This is a genomic window from Bacillus sp. GC_Bacil_1 (assembly GCF_026540675.1).
Classification (GTDB): Bacteria; Bacillota; Bacilli; order Bacillales; family Bacillaceae_G; genus Bacillus_A; species Bacillus_A cereus.
The window spans coordinates 103,029-126,331 of sequence record NZ_JALNUG010000002.1 but is presented as its reverse complement, the minus strand read 5'-3'; the positions used below and the strand labels follow the sequence as shown (position 1 = coordinate 126,331).

Sequence of the window (23,303 nt, the reverse complement as noted above, 5' to 3'; positions counted from 1 at the left end):
GAATAGTAGTGAAAGAAAATCTGTTTTCGAAGATAATATTTTTAGCGTAGAAATTTAAGTATGTAGGTTGCAATGAAAGGAGAATCCGCATGGATACATTTGTAAATGAAAAGTTTTATGAAACGAGAAATCAATTAGTTGAGGAAATTTCTTTGTTGAGTGATGCTCAATTTAATAGGAAACCAGATAAGGATAAATGGAGTATTGCACAAGTTTGTCATCATTTAGTTTTATTAGATGAGAGAGTGATAACAGTTATTTCCTCAGGGTTAAAAAAGTTAGATAGTACCCAAAATGTGCGTAAAGAAATTCATACTATTTTATTAGATAGAACGAAAAAGTTTATAGCTCCAGAAATGATTGAACCAAGTATAGAACCATTTGAAGTGGAGCAAATGCTCAATATGCTAAACGAATCAAGAAAAGAATTGATTCGTTTCCTGAGTACAATAGAAGATGAGTCTGTATTAGCGAAAAAATCAGTGATGCATCCAGCTCTTGGAGAATTGCCCCTTGATCAGTGGATAGAACTGATCTATTTGCATGAACAGCGTCATATGTTACAAATCAAAGAGATAAAATTGCTTTGTGAAATTGAAAAGTAAAAATTATTCCCTAGTTATTGATACGTATTATAAACAAGGAAAATGGTTGATTCATATTGATTCAGAAGAAAACAAAAATAGAATGAAATTAGTTGAAAGTGACCAATAAGCTTAAGAAAATATGAAACTATCCGATTTTCTGTATAAGTGTAACCCCGTCTTAAATGAAGAGCGGGGTTATTTTTTTTGAAAGTGTTTTATTTAGAAGGAAATAAATCAGCAACGAAATTCAAAAAATTAATCATCATAACATATTGTATATGCCCGTTTTAATAAATTGAAATAATGATAAATGATATGTTCTTATTTTGAAAGTACACTTCACACGCTTAAGGAAGGAGTATTCTGTCAGAAAACGATAAAATACAATTCTGTTAGGGGATGTATGCAATTTATTCTCTTTATTTTTGCAACAGAACCACCTTCAAAATTATCTTTTGTAGTTGAAGTTTCCTGAATAATAAGTTACATTTTTAAAGTTCAAGCAACTTTATGAAAGTACAAAAAGGGGAGAAATATTATTATTATGCAAAAAATGAAATGGAAGAACTATGTATGTTACTTTGTAATTCTATTACTGCTTGGAACGGCAGTAATAGTCAAACCATCTATCTCTAAGGCTGAGGAATCTGAAGTTAATATTACATTGTTAGGTACTGCAGATATTCATGGTAGATTTATGCCTTGGGATTATGCGCTTGATGGAGCAAATATGAGTGGAAGTTTGACGCAGCTTTATACGGTTATAAAGAAGGTCCGTCAAGAAAATCCAAATACCATATTAGTAGATGCCGGGGATACAATTCAAGGAAACTCAGTAGAATTATTCAACGATAAGCCACAATCGCCAATGATGGTAGCGATGAATACAATGGGGTATGATGCCTGGGCATTTGGAAATCATGAATTCAACTTTGGATTAGATACATTGAAAAAAGTTAGTGAGCAATATAAGGGAAAAACGTTAGCAGGAAATATTTACAAGCAAAATGGAGAGCGCTTTCTTCCTGCATATACAATTGTAGAAAAAGATGGAATTAGAGTTGGGATTATTGGTATGAATACACCAATGATTAGTGATTTTGAAAAAGGGACAGATCACTTAGATGGTTTAGTGGTGAAAAATCCGGTAGAAGAGACGAAAAAGGCAATTAAGGAATTAGAAGGTAAAGTAGATGTAATGGTAGGAGTTATGCATATGGGATTAGAAAATGAGAATGGTATCCCTGGTACTGGTGTTCAAGATATTGCAAATGCTTGTCCGGAACTAAGCGCTATTTTTGCGGCTCACATGCATAAACTTGTAAAAAAAGAAGTTGTAAATGGCGTAATTATTACAGAGCCAGATAAATATGGAACACATATTTCACGTATTGACCTTACTTTTACAAAGCAAGATGGGAAGTTGGTTTTAAAAGATAAAACTGCTACCGCTATACCTGTAAAAAATGCTGATGGAACAACGATATTATCTGATCCTACACTTGAAGAAACACTAACACCTTTTCACGAATATGCGAGAGGAGATGCAAATGTTGTAGTCGCTCAATTAAAGGATAGAAATCTTGTTCCTGAAAATGAAATAAAGGGTATTCCAAGTGTTCAGATTCAAGAAACACCTTTATCAGATTTCTTTCATGAAGTCATGCTCTACTACAGTAAAGCAGATGTAGTAGCCCATCAAATTGATAATGATTATGCCCGTTTGGATACAGGTCCTATTAAGAAAAAAGATATTGCGTACAATTACCAATATGCCTTGGGAGAAATTACAGTATATAAGATTTCTGGAAAAGATTTAAAAGACTATATGGAATGGGCAGCAGGATATTTTAACTCATCTCGTGCCGGAGATGTAACCGTTAGCTTTGATAAAACCCGCCGTGCATCTAAATACAGTACGAACGATTTCTTTGGAGGCGTAAAATACGAAATTGACTTAACAAAACCATACGGAAGCAGAATTACAAATTTACGCTCTATTCGTACAAACAAACCAATCAAAATGAGCGATGTTATGACGCTGGGAATGAATGCATATAGAATGGAGGCTCTTCAGGCAAAAGGGGGAGCTTTAGAGGGGCGTAAGTTTGAACAAATTTGGTCATCTAAACAAGAGAATGCATTTGGAGAAACAGGTGGAACCATTCGTAACCTTGCTATTACATATTTAAAAGAGGTAAAGAACGGTGTATACACACCGAAAGTTATGCATAATTGGAAAATTACTGGTGTAGATTTACATTCTTCAGAGCATAAGGCTGTAGTTGATCTTGTGAATAAAGGGATTTTAGAAATTCCAAAAACAGAAGACGGAAAATACACAAATATAGCATCTATAAATACGAAAGATTCAATTACAAAAGAAGAGATTGTAGCACTCTCACAAAAAGCAAATATTAATCCAAATCAGTTTAAGCATATAAAAACAAAAGGTGAATTTTACAAAAAACTTAGTAGGATTACTAAAAAAATATAAATTATAAGGTTTCTTATAGTAATTGTTATTTTAATAACATTAAACCCACTCTTAATAGTAAAGAGTGGGTTTTTATGTTGTTATTTAGATGTAAGTGCACTTTTATTAGAATGAATATAGATAATTAACCAATTGGATGAGCGCCTAAAAGGACTCTTTTTTATTCAAATTAATGTTCATATGTGTTCCGTTCATTATTTATAATATTGACCACAATTTATGTAATTTTGCATAATGTTACATAAATTGTGTATTTTCTCTTTTTTCCGACAGAAATAGACAGTATACTTTGTACAAGCTTTCTATTTCAAAAATTATACGAGGTGAAATAATGAAAAACACAAAGACATTAACTAAGGTAGCATTAACAACAGGATTAGCTTTAACAGCTGTGGCACCATATGGGGTAGGTCATGCAGAGGAAACAGATCAGTTACAAGTTCAAATTCAGGAGGAATCGTTCCGTTCGGGTGAACTTACACAACCGTCACAAAAGGCACCAGAAAATGTAGTAAAGGATGCACTTAAGGAGAAAACAGAGCAAGCTCTGTCCCAAAAACAAGTCAATGGAGAAGCAGGAGTAGATTATAAAGTCCTTCAAAAACGTGGTTCGTATGATGGAACTACACTTGTACGTATGCAGCAAACATACGAAGGAAAAGAAGTATATGGTCATCAATTAACTGCACACGTAGATAATAATGGTGTTATTAAAAGTGTTTCAGGTGATAGCGCGCAAAATTTAAAACAAGAAGAATTGAAAAAACCTATTAATCTATCAAAAGATGAAGCAAAACAATTTATTTATACGAAGTACGGGAACGATATCAAGTTTATTACTGAGCCAGAAGTTAAAGAGGTTATTTTTGTTGATGAAAATAATGGACAAGCAAAAAATGCATACCAAGTTACCTTTGAAGCTGCAACACCAAACTATGTTTCTGGTACTTATTTAGTAAATGCACAAAATGGTGATATGTTAAAAAATATGGTACAAGAATCTAACTTAAAAGCCAGTGACAAACTAGTTGGAGCTTTAAAGAAAAGTAAACAAAGCAGTCTTACATCATTAACCGGAACAGGAAAAGATGATTTAGGTATTTCTCGTTCATTTGGTATCTCTAAACAAAGTAATGGTAAATATGCTCTTGCTGATTATACAAGAGGGCAAGGAATTGAAACATATGATGTGAATTACAGAGATATTACTAAAGAAGAAAGCTATTATCCTGGTACATTAGCGACTAGTACTTCGGCAACATTTAACGATCCAAAAGCAGTAAGTGCTCATTACTTAGCAACAAAAGTATTTGATTTTTATAAAGATAAATACAAGCGTAATAGCTTTGATAATAAGGGACAAAAGGTAGTTTCAGTTGTACACGCTTGGGATTCTGAAGAGACGAATGATCCGAAAAATTGGCAGAATGCATTAAGTGCTAATAATGGAAGTATGCTTGTATATGGGGATCCTATTGTTAAAGCATATGACGTAGCTGGACATGAATTTACACACGCTGTTACTTCTAGCGAATCTAACCTTGAATATTTCGGGGAATCTGGTGCGATTAATGAGGCGCTATCTGATATTATGGGAACATCTATTGAGAAATACGTAAATAATGGAAAATTTAACTGGACAATGGGAGAACAAACGGGATCTGTTTTCCGTGATATGGAAAACCCAGCTTCTGTTCCATCTTCACTAGGAGTACCTTATCCAGATGATTACAGTGAATTTAACGATTTTAATGGATGGGATCAAGGCGGTGTTCATTTTAATTCAAGTATTATTAATAAAGTTGCGTATCTCATTGCGAAAGGCGGAACTCATAACGGAGTAACTGTTAAAGGAATTGGTGAAGATAAAATGTTTGATATTTTCTATTATGCAAATACAGATGAGTTAAACATGACTTCTAATTTCAAGGAATTGAAATCAGCATGTATTCGAGTGGCAACTAATAAATATGGTGCGAATACAGCTGAAGTTCAAGCAGTTCAAAAAGCATTTGATGCAGCAAAAATTAAGTAATTTAGAAATATAGTTTTCATTCATATATTAATACATTATGAAAAAACAGCTAATATCATTTTAAGGATATTAGCTGTTTTTTTACGTAGCAATGTATTATTGAAAATAAACTGACTAAGCAATAATGAGGCGCTTTCTCTTTAAGAAGTAGCGACAAATAAATAAGGTTTAAAGTGTATAAAAACAGAAAATTAATAATATATTGACCTCTTGATAGAAAGTCTATAAAATGAAAGCGATAACAAACGATTGCTTTAAAATGATTTCCCTGATCTTTTAGTATTTACAAATATATGAAGGCATAAACAAATCTATTTTTTTAAGCATTAATGCAAACGCTTTCGTATTAAAAGGTCATTGAAATACATACGTGAAAATAGCCAATATGGAGGTGAAGTAAAAGAGATTTCTAGATTAATTTAAGCAGTGTTATTCAGTGTAAGCATAATAAATCGTTAGTAATATTTGAAGAAAGGGTGTATGTGGTGCAAATTACAAAAAGATTAATTAATAAAACAGTTTTATTACTTACTTTAATCATTATGTTATCATCTGTTTTCTCCTTTCAGAGTGTGAAGGCAGTTTCAAATTCGAAAACAACTGAAATTATCATTCATTACAAAGAAAAGCTTGGAAATACAAAAGACTGGAATCTTTGGTTATGGGGAGAAAATGCAAATGGTACATCTTATGAATTTACTGGTGAAGATGAATTTGGAAAATACGCTAAGATAAAAATAGACGGTGACTATAATCGTGTAGGATTTATAGTTCGAACAAATGAATGGGAAAAAGATGGTGGGGATCGTTGGATTGAAAATATAAAGGACGGTCGTGCTGAAGTATGGATTCTTTCGGGTGATGAAAAAGTATATAACTCTAAGCCTTCATCGGATCTCTCAATTCAAAAAGCAACTATTGATAGTTTCAATGAAATTACTGTAACGACTAATGTCCCGTTTAATATTAAGGAAAAGAAAATTGAAATTGAAGGCATTAAAATTAAAAATATTACTCCTTATGATACAAACAGTGGAGATATTACTAATAAGGTTAAAATAATTACGGAACAGAAAATTGATTTAAAACAAACATACAAACTTAAAATAGAAAACTTAGCTGATACGAATACTGAAATTGGTAAAGTCATTCGTAGCGAGGAATTTGATAATTTATTTTATTATAGTGGTAACGATTTAGGGAATACATATACCGCGCAACATACAAAGTTCCGTGTATGGGCTCCTACTGCAAGTGAAGCGAAGTTAGTTACATATAAAAAATGGAACGATAAAATAGGTACTGAAATAAACATGCAACAAGGTGAAAAGGGAACTTGGACAGCAGAACTAAAAGGGAACCAAAAAGGGCTCTTTTATACGTATAAGGTCAAAATTGGTGATAAGTGGACTGAAGCAGTTGATCCGTATGCACGTGCTGCTTCTGTAAATGGAGATAAAGGTGCGGTTGTTGATTTAGAAGAAACAAATCCGAAAAAATGGAAAGCAAACAAAAAGCCAAAATTTAAAAATCCGGAAGATGCTATTATTTATGAGTTACATGTACGTGATCTTTCCATCCAACCTGAAAGTGGTATTAAACAGAAAGGGAAGTATTTAGGTGTAATAGAAAAAGGAACAAAAGGGCCAGAAGGTGTAAAAACAGGACTTGATCATATAAAGGATCTAGGTGTTACTCACGTTCAGTTTTTACCGATATTTGATTATGCTTCAGTAAATGAAGAGACTTTAAATGAACCGCAATATAACTGGGGATATGACCCTAAAAATTTCAACGTTCCAGAAGGCTCCTATTCTACAAATCCTTATGAGCCAACTGTTCGAATAACTGAATTAAAGCAAATGGTTCAAATACTACATGATAATAATCTTCGTGTGGTAATGGATGTAGTATATAACCATATGTATAACGCTGCTGAATCTAATTTCCATAAGTTAGTTCCAGGTTATTATTATCGTTACAATGAAGATGGAACATTTGCAAATGGAACTGGAGTAGGAAATGATACTGCTTCAGAAAGAAAAATGATGAGGAAATTTATGATAGATTCCGTCACATATTGGGCAAAAGAATACAATTTAGATGGATTCCGTTTTGATTTAATGGGTATTCATGATTATGAAACGATGAATGAAATACGTAAAGCTGTTAATCAAATTGACCCTTCTATTATACTACACGGAGAAGGATGGGATTTAAATACACCTCTTGCAGCTGAGCTGAAAGCAAATCAAAAAAATGCAGAGAAAATGAAAGGGATTGCTCATTTTAACGATAATATACGTGATGGGTTGAAAGGTAGTGTATTTGAGGAAAAGGAAAATGGTTTTATAAATGGAAAGGAAAACATGGAAGATCGTATTAAAAAAGGTATTACGGCAGGTATTGACTACGATACAAATTCGTCTACCTATCAAGATCCGGAACAGGTATTAACTTATGTGGAAGCACATGACAATCATACATTATGGGATAAACTTGAGTTAACTAATTCAGGTGACAGTGAAGAAGTGCGAAAACAAATGCACAAATTGTCTTCTTCAATTTTATTAACATCACAAGGAATTCCATTTTTACATGCAGGGCAAGAGTTTATGCGGACGAAATACGGTGATCATAATAGTTACAAATCTCCAGATTCAATTAACCAGATGGATTGGCTGCGCCGTGCAACGTTTAATAATGAAGTAGATTATATGAAGGGTTTAATAGAATTACGCAAAAAGTACTCAGCTTTTCGAATGACATCTGCAGAGCAAATAAAAACACACGTATCATTTATTGATGCTCCGAAAAATACTGTAGCTTATACAATAGAGGGGAATAAAAATGAATACTTTACAGTGGCTCACAATGCAAATAGAGAAGCTGTTGAAATAACACTTCCATCGAAAGGGCCTTGGAAAGTACTAGTAGACAGCAAGCAGGCGGGAAGTAAACCACTTTATGTTGTCCATGACAATAAAATTAAAGTTCCTGCATTAAGTTCATTTGTCTTAAAAACAGAGAAACCGATTAAATAAAAGCGAAGAATGTGGAAATAAATACTGCATTGAGCAAATTTAATAAGGATTGCAAATGAAAAAAGCGAAGTGAAGATTATTCTCACTTCGTTTTTAAAGTTAATGTAATATAATTTCACATACTGTAATTATATTACAATTTAACAAAAGAAATAAGCAATAGATTATTTCTTTTGTGGCAGTAGGAGAAGAAGATATCTTTGAGTTTATTTATAAAATTATCTGAAATACATTCGTAATTCAGATAATGTTTATTATATATTCGAACATATAACGAACTAGATGTTCGAGTTGTATTAATTCCTACAAATCGTTTAAAAATAACAAAGGCGTAAAAAGTATATGGAATTAAAATAGAGAAAAGACACCATTCAAGGTGTCTTTTCTCTATTTTGAATATGAAATGTAAGTAACTCGATTCTATGTAATAGTATGTGATATTTTCACACTAACTGATTAAGAAAAATTTAAAACTCTTTTCTTAATCTATTTGTAATAAATTACATCATAAAATTTTATCAATATAATAAATAAAACTTTCTCAACATTATTTGATTTAATAACTATATTCAACCGCTCTCCAATCCATTACAATAATTTCACATTGGAAATACATGAATATTCTCAATGTTATAAATGGTTTATACCTTATAGGATTACTATGGGAAAGGATGTGAAATATCCAAAAAAAAATCATTTTTTATGATGAAATAAAAAATTTTAATGAAGAAAAAGTTATTTCATTATTTTCAAGTTTCGTTAAAGTGCATGTATTTATAATCACTATGAGACAAGGAACGGAATTTTAAAAAAATTTGAAGATTAGAAAATTGCATTTCAAAAATAAGTTAAACGTTTATGGAGGGTTATATGAGCGAGAAAATTTATTACTGGTCTCCGATTAAGCATTGGGAGAAGTTGCATAATGAAGTTTTGATAGGGGAAATGAGATTTACAGGTATTCTGTCTGAGTGGTTTCCTGATCTTTATTTTATGGCTCAAAAAGGTGTGAAAATCAGTGAACTAGTAGAGCGCTTTTCATTAGGAAATGTAGAAGAGACACAAAAAAACATAGAGCTCATGATAAAAAATCGTGTGTTAGTAAGTAACATATTACACCCAAGAGAAGTATTTTCTTCACAAGAAAAGATTTTTTCAAATCCATATAGCAACCAGATTCGCTTTTCTAAAGAAAAGTTAGATAAGTATATGAGTGAACAATTAAATCGCATGCACGTTGCTGCACGGTCGACCGAAATTCAACTTGAAACAACAAATGAGCTACCTACTATAATTAAGGAACGTAGATCTTGTCGTCAATTTGATATGGAAAAACATATTAGTTTTTCGGAATTTTCCCGATTCTTATCAACTCTAAAACAGGTTAGGGAAGAAAAAATATACTATCATTACGCAAGTGCAGGCGGGCTCTATCCCATTGATATCTTTGTTTATGTAAAACCAAAACGTATAGAGGGTATGAAAGCTGGATTTTATTATTATAACCCATCAAAAAATAGTCTTGTGATTGTAAACAGCATTGATCAAGTAATCAAAAGTGATCATGAGTTAATTAATCAGGATTTATTTACTCAATCTGCCTTCTCAGTTTATTTGGTTTATAATGCGAACGCTTCCATCCCGAAATACGGTTCAGATGGATATTTATTTGCTTGTATTGAGTCAGGCATTATCACTGCTACCTTAAATATGGTTGCTGAAACATTAAATTTAGGGGTTTGTTCAGTTGGTCATATGAAATTTGAAGATATTCAGCAATTTTTATGTTTGGATAATCATCAAGTGTTTCTCCATGGGCTTGAAGTTGGCTTAAAAATTAACGAGTAGAAGAAATGAATATTAGGGGGATAAAGATAAAAATGCACATTAAAGATCGAAGTTCAATTCATGAAAATAAAGAAGTAGAAGCGTTTTGGAAGGAGCAATTATCTTCCGAGATTCTCGATTTTTCTGTATTTAAATTTAATAGCGATTACCAACTAAATAAAGAAACACCTTGTGAGTACGTTCAAGTCATAGTAAATGTAGAATTTAGTAAAAGTATACAAAAAATAAGTAAGTCTCAAGATTTATTATTATTTAGCTGGTTTCAAGCCGCTTTAAGGGTTTGTTTGGCACATTATACAGATCAAGAAAGAATTACTATTGGTATTCCTATAATTGAAAAGAATCTTGAACAAAGTGAGAATCTTAATAAGTTGATTCCTTTAGGAAGTGAAATCCATCCGCATCACACCTTTAAACAATTAGTAAATGAGATTGAACAAACGACTTTATTCGGGTATGAAAATCAGGAGTATCCGCTCTCTGAATTATTAGTTAAACACAATTTAACTCCTTTTCAAATTGTAATCGGGATGGAAGGATTACATAATGAAAATTCGCTAGAAGAATACGCAGAGAATAATTTAGCCCTATGGATACGAAGAAAATGGAATGAAATACATAATGAATTTGAATTTCAAATTTCTTGTAAGTCCCGTTCATTCTCTTCTTTGCAACAGTTTGCCAATTCGTATTGTTATGTTTTAAAGCAAGTTTCACAAAATCCGAATTTGGCATTGAAAGATATTTGTATTATTGCAGAAGAAGAAAAAGAGTTGTTAGAAGGATTGAATACTTTTCAAACGGGCATAGACTTGTTTCAATCATTTCAAGATTTGTTTGAAGCGCAAGTATTAAAAACTCCAGATCAAATTGCTGTTGTTTGTAATGATCAATCTTTGACATATAGAGAATTGAATAAGAAAGCGAATCAATTGGCTTCTATTCTTCAAAGTAAAGGTGTTTCAAAAGAAAGTATTATTGGCGTTATGGTAGATCGGTCATTAGAAATGATTATTGGTATGATGGGGATTTTAAAAGCAGGAGCAGCGTATTTACCAATCGACCCTAACTACCCAACTGAACGAATTGAATATATGTTACAAGATAGTCAAGCAAAATATTTACTTAGTAAGCGAACAGAGGAAGTATTGCCGCAATTTGCGGGTGAAGTACTGTATCTTGATAAAGAATATCTTTTCCAAGGTGAAGAAAGTAATTTAGTACGAGAACATAATCCTAATGATTTGGCTTATGTTATTTACACATCAGGATCGACAGGAAATCCAAAAGGGGTAATGATAGAACAAAAATCGCTAGTTCATTTTTTAAATGTAATGAGAGAAAAAGTAAAAGCTAATCAATCATTCTTGTTTCTTGCTAGTGTATCTTTTGATATTTCCTTGTTAGAAATATGTCTTCCTTTAACGCAAGGTTCAAAAGTAGTAATTGCTACAGAGGAACAGTTTGCAACAAAAGAATTGGCTCATTTGGTCAAAAAACATAAGGTGGATTTATGGGAATCAACGCCATCGCGAATGGAAGTGATTTTGAGTGATCCAGAAGGGGCAAATTTTCTAAAAGATTTAAAATCTATTTTATTAGCAGGAGAAGCATTTTCCATTGATTTGGTTGAAAAAATTCGTTGTATCAGTGAAGCAACAATTTTAAATATTTATGGTCCCACAGAAACAACCATTTGCGCAACAGTAAAAGACTTGAGCACTTCCAAAGAAGTTACGATCGGCAAACCAAATCCGAATTATCATTCCTATATATTGAATAAGTATGGCCAATTAAAACCATTTGGAATTCCCGGTGAACTCTGCATTGCTGGAGTAGCGGTAGCACGAGGGTATCTTGGTAAAAGTAAACTGACAGATGAAAAATTTGTACAGAGTCCTTTTGCGGCAGGGGAAATGATGTATCATACAGGTGATCTCGTTCGTTGGTTGCCTAATGGAGAACTTGAGTATTTAGGTCGAATGGATCATCAAGTGAAAATTCGAGGGTATCGGATTGAATTAAGAGAAATCGAAACTCAATTAAGGGAATATCCAGAAATAAACCAGGCTATCGTTGTTGATCAAGTGTATGGAAATAGGAAATTATTAGCTGCCTACTATGTATCGGATAACAAGGTGTCTTTTGGTGAAATCAGAAAATATTTAAGTGATAAATTACCTGAGTTTATGATTCCTGAAAAAATGATTCAGGTAGAAGAGATTCCATTGAATCCAAATGGAAAAGTGGATAGAAAAAGGTTATTGGATATAACCCAAACGGATTATGTATCAATTCCATACGTTGCCCCGCGCAATGAAATTGAACAAAAATTGGTGCGTGCGTGGGAAAAAGTTATGGAGATTGAGGGAATCGGTATTCATGATAATTTTTTTGCATTAAAAGGAGAATCCATTAAAGCACTTCAGGTAATTAATTTATTAAGAAAAGACTGCTTAAAAATAAGTACAACAGATTTTTTTAAGCACCCTACAATCGCTCAACTGAGTTCTTGTGTAAAGTTAGAGCATAAAGAAGAAAACTTTGAAAGTAAACCAACTCATGTTAAAGATTTGTCTAATCCATTCTCCTTAACAGAAGTTCAGACAGCGTATATGTTAGGAAGGAATTCACAGTTTGAATTAAGTGGTATTTCCCCTCAAACATATTTTGAATATGAAACAGCATTGGATATCAATCGTCTTTCAAAAAGTTTTCAAAAGGTGATCCATCGTCATCCAATGTTGCGAGCTGTAATTTTACCAGAGGGAAAACAGCAAATATTACAAAGCGTTCCTGATTACGAGATTGAAATAGAGAGTCTCATAGATTTAGATGATAGGAATCAACATGCTCGCTTACAAGAAGAGCGTTCTCGAATGACTAACCATGTATTCCCTTTGGGGCAATGGCCTTTGTTTGAATTGAAAGCTTTTCTTTTAAAAGAAGACACGTATTTATTATGTTTTCGATACGATGCTTTATTAATGGACGGAGCAAGCATGAACATTGTTGGACAGGATTTGTTGCATTATTATTATAAACCAAATCAAAAATTAGAATCTTTATCTTTTGATTTTCAAGATTATATGTTTATCTATGATGAAATGGAACAAAGCGAAGAATATAAAACAGCAAAAGATTATTGGACAAGTAAGCTTCCTGACTTTCCGTTTGCACCTTCTTTGCTGTTAAAAAAGGATCCAGCAGAGATTGCTACTCCTAAATTCCAATCACTTACAAAAATCCTGGATAATAAAAAATGGACAAAGCTACGAAAGTTAGCACAAGAGAAAGAGGTAACGCCTTCCGCTCTACTTTGTACAATATATGGTGATGTGTTGGCATATTGGAGTAATCAACGTCGATTAGCAATTAACTTGACTGTATTTAACCGTTATCCTGTTCATGATGAAGTAGAACAGATTGTTGGAGATTTCACATCACTTATTTTATTGGATGTTGATGTAAAACCAGAGCAAACTTTCTTTACTAGAGTAAAAGAAACGCAAGCTACTTTATTAGATGGCCTTGAACATCGTCATTACGATGGAGTTAACTTTATTCGAGATTTTACTCGATATCATCAAATGACGCCAAAAGCAGTTATGCCAATCGTTTTCACCTCGATGTTAGCAGGTGCAGGTGCTTTCTCTTGGGAACAACTTGGTTCTCTTCGCTATATTCATGCTCGGACTCCACAAGTGTATTTGGATAATGTAGTAATTGAAAAAAATGGAGAGTTACTAATTAGCTGGAACTATGTTGAAGAGTTGTTTGATGTTGATGTAATAGAAGCAATGTTTTCCCAATTTGTTGACTTATTGGAACAATTGGTGAAACAAAGCGATATAACATCTTTGCAGATGAAAGAATCGGATCAAATTTTAATTAAGCAATACAATGAAACAACAGAAAAAATACCTTCAACTACTCTGTATCAATTATTTACAGACCAAGTAAAACGTACACCGGATGAAGTAGCAGTGGTATTTGAACAAGAATGGTTAACATACACGGAACTTCATAAACGCTCCAATCAAATTGCCCACTTCTTAAAAGAGCAAGGCATTGGTCTAGGTGACAAAGTGGGTCTTTTAGCAAAAAGGCGAGTTGACACAATTGTTAATATGTTAGGTATTTTAAAAGCAGGTGCCGCTTATGTTCCGATTGATCCCGATCATCCTTTAGATCGCCAAACATATATTTTAAAAAATAGCTCATGCAAGCTTTTATTAGAACCTAGTCTTTATGAAGAAAATCATTTGTCATTTTATACAACAGAAGATATGCCCGCTATTGCTGGTCCAGAAGATATTGCCTATATTATATACACTTCAGGAAGTACAGGAAAACCAAAAGGAGTAATTATTACTCACCAAGCGGTTACAAATACTATTCAAGACATAAATCAAAAATATGAGGTGAATGAAGATGATCGTATTATTGGTATCTCTTCCATGTGTTTTGACCTATCTGTATACGATATTTTCGGAGCTTTAAGCACAGGTGCAATGTTAGTAATGATTCGTGATCCGAGAGACATGCAAGAATTAATCCGCACTGTCGAACGTAGAGGGATTACAATTTGGAATACAGTGCCTGCAATCATGGATTTGGCATTGGATCAAGTAGGTTCTCATTTTGAACATTCTTCTTTACGTTTAGTTTTACATAGTGGAGATTGGATTCCGCTTTCTTTACCAGAAAAAATAAAACGACATTTTCCGATTGCAGAAGTAATTTCACTAGGAGGGGCAACAGAAGCATCGATTTGGTCAATTTATTATCCGGTCAAACAGGTGGAATCACATTGGAATAGTATTCCATACGGGATGCCCTTGGCAAACCAAACGTATTATGTGTTGAACTATGAAAAGAAAATGTGCCCTGTTGGTGTAATTGGAGATTTATATATCGGGGGAGTGGGCCTTGCTAAAGGATATGTAAATGATGAAAAGAAAACAAATGAAGCGTTTGTGTCACATCCTGATTTTGGTCTTATATACAAAACAGGAGATTGTGGAAAAATGCATTCTGAGGGATATATTGAATTTTTAGGCCGCCAAGATTACCAAGTGAAAATTCAAGGATATCGAGTAGAGTTAGAAGAAATCTCTCATTGTCTTCTAACTTATAAACAAGTCGAACATGCTGTCGTAATTGATCAAACAGATGAGAACGGAATGAAATTTTTAGTTGCATATGTGGTAACTGAGCAAAATATTAGTACAACAGAACTACGAAAGCATTTGCGAGATCACTTGCCAGATTATATGATTCCTTCTTATTTTGTTTATTTGGACCAATTACCCCTGACTCCAAACGGGAAATTAGATAGAAAAGCGCTCCCTACTCCGGAGAAACAAAAAAATGAAGTATTTATTGCCCCAAAAACTGAAATGGAAAAAATATTAACTAGTATTTGGCAAGAAGTACTCAAAATAGATCAAGTTGGAGTAAATGATCATTTCTTCGCCTTAGGTGGAGATTCGATAAAAGCGATTCAAGTGTCCGTCAGACTGTATCGACAAGGATTCGAGCTTGAACCAAAAAATATATTTTCATTTCCTATATTAAGGGACATGGTTCAATTTGTTAAAAAGCTAGACCAGTTTTCAAGTTCACAAACAAATGATGTAAACATAATGAACGATAATAAAGCTACATTACTAAATGTTAAAGATAAACAACTTAATCAACATACACTTAACAAAATACAAGAAAAAATGCCGGATATGAAAATAGAACGTATTTACCCGTTAGCACCTTTCCAGGAAGTTATTTATGAGCATGCTACGAATGAACCTGATACAAATGCATATTTTGAACAAACAATTTGGGCACTTGAGGGGGAGCTGGATATTAAACTCTTTATTCAGTGTTTCCAACAATTAGTTGATCGTCATGATTCTTTAAGAACAATAATTGTGCAAGATGAACAAGCAAAACCTTGGCAAGCTGTTCTATATGATGTTCAAATAAATTCAGAAATAAAAAACTTGATTGAGATGACGAAACAAGAACAGCAAGAATTCCTAAAACAGTGGATGAATGAAAATTTAAGTCGAGGATTTAAAAATGATGAACTTATGACACGTCTCTGTATATTCCAACTAGGTAATAACGAGCATAAAGTAATTTGGAGTTCCCATCATCTATTATGTGATGGTTGGAGCGTCAGCATTTTGATAGACGAATTATTCCAGCTCTACGAAACTACAAATGCCGGAACTACGGCGGGGTTACCTATGGTAAAACCTTTTGAAACATTTATAGATTGGACTTTGGCACAAGATCATGAGAAAGCACGTCATTTTTGGCGAGATTATTTATCAGGATACAATCAGAAAATTAGTATTCCTAAAAAGAAAGTCCCATCTAAAAGTGAAGGGTTAAACTTCACTTTTATGGATTTAACATTAGACAAGGATTTGACTGATCAGTTACAGACATTTGTAACTAAAAATAATATAACTATGAATACAGCATTACTAGCTGTATGGGGAATATTGCTTGGCAAATTTAACGGAACGAGAGAAGTAGTATTGCCTAATCTAGTATCAGTCAGACCTCCCGAAGTAGAAGGAATTGAAAATATGTTCGGTCTGTTCACAAATGTTTTGCCTATCCGATTAGCATGGACAGAAACGCAATCTTTTGTGGACTTCTTGCAAAAGGTACAACTAGAGACATTGAAATGTAATGAGTATGCATACTATTCATTTGTTGATATACAAAAGCAAAGTGAATTAAAAACTGAGTTGACTGACCATCTTTGGGTTTTTGAAAACTATCCAACTAATCCAGCAATCTTTTCTTCAAATGAAAACAGACATTTTGCTATCACGGATTACGAAGTTGTTGATGAGCCACATGTAAAGTATGGAATTATGTGCTTCCCTGAAGAAAGACTTACAATAAAGTTTGGATATGATCAAACGGTATATGAAGCAGAGAAAATACAGGAAATATTAAATCAGATCCATGGGTTAATCAACACGATTCTTCAAAATCCAATACAAACAATTTGTGATTACAAATTATAAAAAATGAAAAGGCGAGCAAGAACTCGCCTTTTTAAATAGAATAGGAGTAAATCAAATGACAAAAAAATTACAGTTATCAGCCGAAGAAATGCGTCAGTTAGGATATCAAGCGGTTGACTTGATTGTTGATCATATGAATCATTTAAAAAGTAAACCAGTTTCAGAAACGATTGATAGTAATATTTTTAGAGACAAGCTAATTGAAACGATTCCAGAAAACGGATCTAATCCAAAAGAATTACTTCATTTTCTTAATAACAATGTGTTTAATCAAATTACTCATGTGGATCATCCTCATTTTATGGCTTTTGTGCCAGGTCCTAATAATTATGTTGGTGTATTAGCAGATTTTTTAGCAAGTGGGTTTAATGTATTTCCTACAGCTTGGATAGTAGGTGCAGGTGCCGAACAAATTGAATTAACGACAATTAACTGGTTAAAATCAATGCTAGGATTCCCTGATTCAGCTGAAGGACTATTTGTCAGTGGTGGTTCCATGGCTAATTTGACTGCACTTACTGTAGCGAGACAGGTCAAGCTGAATAATGACATAGAAAATGCGATTGTTTATTTTTCTAACCAAACTCATTTTTCTGTAGATCGAGCACTTAAAGTATTAGGTTTTAAACAGCATCAAATTTGCCGAATTGAGACAGATGAAGACTTAAAAATTTCAGTTAGTACTTTAAGAAAACAAATAAAAGAAGATCGATTAAAAGGGAAAAAACCATTCTGTGTTATTGCTAATGCAGGGACAACGAATTGCGGAGCGGTGGACTCCCTCGATGAATTGGCTGATGTATGTGGTGATGAAGATATATGGCTACACGTGGATGGGGCTTATGGGGCTGCAGCAATTCTCAGTGAAAAAGGAAGGGAGTTATTAAGTGGAATTCATCGTGCCGATTCTTTAACGTTAGACCCGCATAAATGGCTTTTTCAGCCTTATGATGTTGGTTGTGTACTTATTCGAAATAGCCAATATTTAAGTGAAACATTCCGTATGATCCCAGAGTATATTAAGGATACAGAAACTAATATAGAAGAAAAAGTGAATTTTGGGGAGCGTGGAATTGAACTTTCTCGTAGATTTAGAGCATTAAAGGTATGGCTTTCTTTTAAAGCATTCGGAGTTACAGCTTTTCGTGAGGCAATTGATCATGGCATTATGCTAGCTGAACAAGTTGAAGAGTTTTTAAGGAAAGAAAAAGATTGGGAAGTAGTAACACCTGCCCAATTAGGAATTGTTACTTTTCGTTATATTCCATGTGAGCTAACATCTACAGATACAATTCATGAAATAAACAAAAAATTGGTGGAAGAAATTAATCAAAGAGGTTTTGCTATGCTAAGTACGACTAAATTAAAAGAAAAAGTAGTAATTCGACTTTGCTCTATCAACCCAAGAACCACAAAAGAAGAAATACTTCAAATCATGATGAACATAAAAGCGTTAGCAGAGGAAATAAACACATCGCCTAAACATCTTATATCTGTTTCTCAACCTTAATATATTAGGCGGATTTTACATATTAATAGCCGATTCTTATTTAGAATCGGCTATTATGTTTAAATGATAACATATATACTATTTATAAGTATTTATCTTGTAATGGGATTAAGCCTCAACCTTGGATACTCGTTTGAAACCAGTCTTTATTGCTTGTACTATTTCGTTCACAGCATAAATAGATACATCGGCATTTGGATTTAACCCTTCAAACCAGTGATAGGCATTTGGATATAAATGAAACTCCACATCAACACCAGCTTGCGCTAGTTTGCTTACATAGGTTAATGTTTCGCTGCGGAATGGATCTAATTGACCAACAAATGTGTAAGTATACGGTAAGTCACTATAATCCTCAGCTCGAGAAGGTGCTGCATAGGCAGGGATTTGATCCGTTCCATACATTTCTCCTAAATACATTTTCCAGCCAGCTTCATTTGCCTTTTGATTCCAAACAAATCCCTCTTTAATTTCATTCGCTGAAGGTGTATCATTTCTGTCATCAATCATTGGATATAGTGGCATTTGTAAACAAATTGAAGGATATTTTCGATCTCGGGCTAATAATGATAATGCTGCTGTTAGTCCACCGCCGGCACTTACTCCTGCAACCCCAATACGATTTGAATCAATGTGTAATGACTTTGCATTATCAGCAATCCATTTTAAAGCTGAATAACAATCCTCAATTGGTGCTGGGTAAGGGTGTTCAGGTGCTAAGCGGTAGTCTACAGATACAACCACACAGCCAGCTTCTTTTGCAAACCTCATACAAGTATCATCGTTATCATCTATAGAACCTAAGATATAACCACCACCATGTATCCATAATAAGACAGGTAAAGATTCATGATTTAATTTTGGACAATAAATTCGTAATGGTAACGGATTATCATCAGGCCCAACAATGACTTTATCTGTTAAAGAAAGAGAGTCATCAACAACGGTAGGTGGTCTCATTTGAGCTATTCCTTCTCTGATTGATTGCAAGTTTTCCGGGCGTAAATCGAGATCCGGAAACATCTCTAACCCTTGTAATAATTCTGGATTTACTCTAGTTTTCATTTTAGCACCTCTATTTGTAATTGTTTTCAAATAAATGAAGTGTATATTCTAAGTAGTTTAATTGTGAAAGAACACCACAATTAAATTGTAAATTGGATATGTTATAACGGTCAACAGAATATTCGGAAATTAAAACCTTTCTCAAGAAGGACTTTCATGCAATTAATAATACAAGTATTGGATTTAAGAGCAAAGTGGTTTAATGTCGTTGTAATTATGTACATTAGAAAAATTTCTTTTTGAGTCTAGAAAAGGATTAGATTCTTTTCTAGACTCATGAAGAATTATGAAAAGCAAAATTTTATAGATAGTTATCTTAAAAATAAACAAAGAGAGAAGAACTAACCAATGTTCTTCTCTCTTTTTCATATGTAATTAGGGTATCCTTAACTGCAAATACGGATGGTATAGATTAATGGATGAATAATTTCCTTTTAAATTAATAACGGAATACATAAAGATTTTTATATGTAATATTGCATATACAGGGACTACTAGTGAAAATGTTGAGCAATGTTTTTCCATATGGTAAATTAGTTCCTTAGTTATTTATTTTATTTCATTTTCAATCGTGTAAGGCTAGGGGCGAAGATTTACAAAGGTGACTAGTAAAAAATATAACAATATAAGTATAAGATTTTGTACTTAGTAATCTCGCGATTTAAGGCATGACATTGGATAAGTGCGGGGAGTTCAATCGATTTTGAATAAAATCAATAGTATCAGTTGCAATTTTTTTACGTTTAAGAACGATCCCGGCATGCCCACATGTATAAATATATCGTGTAGGCCTTTCCCAAGCTTCCCACAAGTAGTCTGTATCCTCAGAATGCACATATAGATCGTGCTTACCTGAAATTAATAAAATATTTTCTTTTTGTACTTTTGGTAATGCTTGACTCGGTTCAGTGATTTTCCAATAATCTATTAAATCATCATACGTAACACCATGATGTTCCAAGTCTTCTCTAATAAACTTACCTGGAGTTGTATTCCAAATTGAATAAGAGAGTCGATTTGCATAGAAAATGGATGCTAACACATCAATTTCTTCTTCAACAAGAGAGGTTAAGTTAGTAATAAATCCACCTAAACTAATTCCTATTAGAATCAGGGGACCATTTTTATTTGCTTTAATCCATTTGATCAAAGCTCGTAAATCAGTTACCGCTTGTCTAGTTGCTTGTACTGTTCGTTCAATATTTGCACTTACCATATACTCTCCACTGAAAAAGGATTGATCGGGTTTTCTTTCAAAATGATAGGGTAGAGTGAAATAATACATATTCCACTTCAGACTGGTCATATGATCGTGGAATATTTTTTTCACACGTTCGTTAGAATCCATTCTCCAACCGTGAACAAAGATAACATGAGGTGCATTTTCATTTTTATGTAAGAATAATTCCCCAGTTACAGAGTCGTTGCGTGAATCACCGGATTGAACTGAGCTTTTATATTTGAATTGCCCAGCCATGTATTCCTTTTCCTGTTTTGAATGCTTAATGTCAAAATGAATATGTGATGGTTTTACTTTATAAAAAGATTCTATGTCCTTTATATTTAATGAAGTGTTAGAAAGGGAAGTATACTGAAACGCTACACTTCTTTTTTTGTGTAAATCATATAAGGCGTACCGATCAATGAGTTTTGAAAAAATCAAATTAACCTCCTCCAAAATACATATTGTTTAAAACATGGACAAAATTTATGTTGTAAATTAATTATAAAATATTCTCTTTTCCTAATAGTAGGTGATAAATTTGTATATCATATTATAAAGCTTGCAATAAAATAAAACTATAAATAAATTATACTAAAATCTAAAAAGCAAGTTAATATTCTTATTCATATAAGAGAATATTAACTTGCTTATTTTCGTATTAAAAGATGCACCTTTTAAAGTGACGTGATTTGTATGAGATACAGTATTAAAATCCCTATTATAGATATCCAAATAGGTTTCTCTATATTTATTGTATAGAAATTACACAGTAAATGTTTTTTGTGCTACATACATTAAATTAATCTTAACCTTTTATATAAATTTATTAAACGGAATAACTCCTTACCAATATTCAAAAACGGCTGCGTTTTTGAATTTGTGTTCTAGCTTTTCTGAAACAGGTAAATAACTACACATAAACTCCTTATATCTCTAGTTAAACTACCGATTAGCTCCATATAAACTCTAGATAACCTATATAGAATACAAGATATCAAGGAGGTAAGAAAAAATGAATTTTATGAAACGAGCAATTCTCAGTATGAAAAAAAGGATAGGAACATCATTAATTTTGATGGCAGTTTTTCTGATTGTTACAAATTTGGTTCTTTCAGGTTTTACAATCCAAAATGCGTCAAAAAAAGCAGCGGATGCTGCGAGAAAAAAACTTGGTGCAGATGTTACTTTAGGTCTTGATTTCGACAAATTAGGTCAAAAAGCTAAGGAAACTGGAGAAATGCCAAGTCCGCCGCAGCTCGATACAAAAGAAACAGAACAATTAGCGAAGTCCAAGTATGTAAAAGACTATAATTACATAGCTAACACTTTCGGTATTTCTGATGGACTTAAACTAGTAGGAGCTTCAGAAGGAGAAGAAGGTAAAGGTAAAGCGGGAATAGCGGCTGTGCGAGGCGGTTCAAGCTCTAGTACAGAAATAGATATGAATGCTTCTTTTATGATTGAGGGAGTCCGCAAGACTGCATTACAAGAAAGCTTTAAAAACGGAAAAAGTAAAATCATTGATGGAAAACCAATTACAGAGCAAATGAAGAATCAGAATGTAGCTTTAATGGAAAAACGATTAGCGGAATTAAACAATTTGAAAGTAGGAGACAAAGTTAAAGTGCAATCAGGGGATAAGAAGGAAACCCTTGAGGTTGAAATTATCGGTATTTACGAAACAAATGAGCAAGCAATGGGTCAACAGGCTCCTTCTATTATGGATCCGGCTAATAAACTATATATGCCGCATTCAACTATGAAAAAATTAGAAGTAGACCAAGGTATAAGTAGTGTTCAAGTCGTGTATTTCTTGAATGATCCACAATATATTGATGCATTTAAAAAAGAAGCAAAAAAATCTAATATTGATTTTAATTATTATAAATTAGATGCGCATGATTCATTGTACAAGCAAATGATTGGTCCTATCGAAAATATCTCTTCGACTTCTCAAATGATTATTTATATTGTATCGATTGCAGGTGCGATTATTTTAGGATTAATCATTATGCTATCAATTAAAGGGCGTCGTAAAGAAATGGGAATTCTATTGTCTATTGGAGAGAAAAAGTGGAAACTGATGGCGCAATTCGTAGTAGAAGTAGTGTGTGTCGCTATTTTAGCATTTGGATTATCCATAACAACAGGAGCTAAAGTTTCTCAATATATCGGGGATAATTTACTTTCGAATGAAATTGCTACTGCAAGCGAAGAAACAGATACCTCGCAACATGGTACTGTAATGATGGCTGGACCCGGTGGTACTCTACAAAATCAAAAAGAAGATCCAATTGATAAAATTGATGTAAGTGTAACAGGAGAAGATGTAGGAAAAATGGGTGGAATTGGACTAGCTATTGCTATAATAGCAACGCTTCTTCCGGCATTATCTATTCTACGTTTAAACCCAAAACAAATTCTTTTAAAAGATGAATGAGGA

Annotated in this window: 10 protein-coding genes; 8 read left to right on the top strand and 2 right to left on the bottom strand. The window is 33.2% G+C overall.

Translation table 11 applies throughout. From position 1 onward, the window contains the following. The first annotated feature begins 89 nt into the window (after positions 1-89). The 7 genes from OXT04_RS03635 to OXT04_RS03605 all read left to right on the top strand — a co-directional run bounded on the left by OXT04_RS03635 (position 90) and on the right by OXT04_RS03605 (position 18,570). Positions 90-605, top strand: a complete 516-nt coding sequence (locus tag OXT04_RS03635; RefSeq protein WP_267413132.1) for a DinB family protein — start codon at positions 90-92, stop codon at positions 603-605. A 526-nt stretch (positions 606-1,131) separates the two neighbouring features. Continuing rightward, entirely contained in the window at positions 1,132-3,084 is a 1,953-nt protein-coding gene (locus OXT04_RS03630) for a bifunctional metallophosphatase/5'-nucleotidase (RefSeq protein ID WP_001171091.1), read from the top strand. A gap of 331 nt (positions 3,085-3,415) precedes the next feature. Further along, positions 3,416-5,119, top strand: a complete 1,704-nt coding sequence (locus tag OXT04_RS03625; protein ID WP_097821832.1) for a M4 family metallopeptidase — start codon at positions 3,416-3,418, stop codon at positions 5,117-5,119. 485 nt (positions 5,120-5,604) lie between these two features. Continuing rightward, complete coding sequence (gene pulA / locus OXT04_RS03620) at positions 5,605-8,163, top strand: type I pullulanase (protein WP_097923859.1); 2,559 nt, start codon at positions 5,605-5,607, stop codon at positions 8,161-8,163. Between the two features lie 870 nt (positions 8,164-9,033). Beyond that, the gene (locus OXT04_RS03615) at positions 9,034-10,011 is read left to right on the top strand and encodes a SagB/ThcOx family dehydrogenase (RefSeq protein WP_016512704.1); all 978 of its coding nucleotides are present in this window, start codon (positions 9,034-9,036) and stop codon (positions 10,009-10,011) included. 32 nt (positions 10,012-10,043) lie between these two features. After that, entirely contained in the window at positions 10,044-17,060 is a 7,017-nt protein-coding gene (locus tag OXT04_RS03610) for a non-ribosomal peptide synthetase (protein WP_267413126.1), read from the top strand. A 55-nt stretch (positions 17,061-17,115) separates the two neighbouring features. Beyond that, positions 17,116-18,570 (top strand): pyridoxal phosphate-dependent decarboxylase family protein, encoded by a 1,455-nt coding sequence (locus tag OXT04_RS03605; protein ID WP_000162820.1) that lies wholly within the window; start codon positions 17,116-17,118, stop codon positions 18,568-18,570. A 108-nt stretch (positions 18,571-18,678) separates the two neighbouring features. Here the strand turns inward: OXT04_RS03605 and OXT04_RS03600 are convergent, their stop codons facing one another. Both OXT04_RS03600 and OXT04_RS03595 read right to left on the bottom strand, forming a co-directional pair. Continuing rightward, positions 18,679-19,635 carry an alpha/beta hydrolase gene (locus OXT04_RS03600; protein ID WP_267413115.1) on the bottom strand — a complete coding sequence of 319 codons (957 nt, stop codon included), beginning with the start codon at positions 19,633-19,635 and terminating at the stop codon, positions 18,679-18,681. A 661-nt stretch (positions 19,636-20,296) separates the two neighbouring features. Next, entirely contained in the window at positions 20,297-21,298 is a 1,002-nt protein-coding gene (locus tag OXT04_RS03595) for an alpha/beta hydrolase (protein WP_267413112.1), read from the bottom strand. Positions 21,299-21,872: 574 nt separating this feature from the next. Here OXT04_RS03595 and OXT04_RS03590 point away from each other — a divergent pair. Beyond that, a complete protein-coding gene (locus OXT04_RS03590; RefSeq protein WP_267413110.1) occupies positions 21,873-23,300 on the top strand; it encodes an ABC transporter permease in 1,428 nt (475 codons plus the stop codon). Positions 23,301-23,303 lie beyond the last annotated feature (3 nt).

What these genes read in the sequence shown, in the direction of transcription:
- OXT04_RS03635 (WP_267413132.1), top strand. Translation starts at nt 90, where the DNA reads ATGGATACATTTGTAAATGAAAAGTTTTATGAAACGAGAAATCAATTA.
- OXT04_RS03630 (WP_001171091.1), top strand. Translation starts at nt 1,132, where the DNA reads ATGCAAAAAATGAAATGGAAGAACTATGTATGTTACTTTGTAATTCTA.
- OXT04_RS03625 (WP_097821832.1), top strand. Translation starts at nt 3,416, where the DNA reads ATGAAAAACACAAAGACATTAACTAAGGTAGCATTAACAACAGGATTA.
- OXT04_RS03615 (WP_016512704.1), top strand. Translation starts at nt 9,034, where the DNA reads ATGAGCGAGAAAATTTATTACTGGTCTCCGATTAAGCATTGGGAGAAG.
- OXT04_RS03610 (WP_267413126.1), top strand. Translation starts at nt 10,044, where the DNA reads ATGCACATTAAAGATCGAAGTTCAATTCATGAAAATAAAGAAGTAGAA.
- OXT04_RS03605 (WP_000162820.1), top strand. Translation starts at nt 17,116, where the DNA reads ATGACAAAAAAATTACAGTTATCAGCCGAAGAAATGCGTCAGTTAGGA.
- OXT04_RS03600 (WP_267413115.1), bottom strand. Translation starts at nt 19,635, where the DNA reads ATGAAAACTAGAGTAAATCCAGAATTATTACAAGGGTTAGAGATGTTT.
- OXT04_RS03590 (WP_267413110.1), top strand. Translation starts at nt 21,873, where the DNA reads ATGAATTTTATGAAACGAGCAATTCTCAGTATGAAAAAAAGGATAGGA.